The 351-nt window shown below is 54.4% G+C and carries 1 protein-coding gene; it reads left to right on the top strand.

Annotated elements, in window-relative coordinates:
- On the top strand, positions 1–351 hold a 351-nt coding region (locus tag ACO0KW_RS20400), incomplete at both ends, for an Ig-like domain-containing protein (RefSeq protein ID WP_423055177.1).

Here is a 351-nt window from a genome sequence, read left to right as displayed (position 1 = left end):
TCACTGGAAGTGCGAATAGCATCACACTGGTAGGTGCACCTGCGCATGGCAGTGCGAGTGTCAGCGGACTGAATGTCATCTACACACCCGCGCCTGGCTATGTCGGCGCCGACAGTCTGCAATTCACTGCAAGCAATACGTATGGTGTGTCCAATGTGGGGACGATCAACATCACCGTGAGTGGCGTCGCGCCAGTGGCCAATGCACTGCGTGCCAGCGTATTGCAAGACAGCGCAAATAACGCTATCCCAGCAAGTGTCAACGGGACCGTCACTAATTTAAGTTTGGCCAGCGCTCCATCGCACGGCACGGCAAATATCAGCGGCCTGAATATTATTTATACGCCGACAT

The organism is Undibacterium sp. Ji22W (assembly GCF_049340305.1).
Classification (GTDB): Bacteria; Pseudomonadota; Gammaproteobacteria; order Burkholderiales; family Burkholderiaceae_D; genus Undibacterium.
This window is presented reverse-complemented; position numbering and strand designations above follow the sequence as displayed.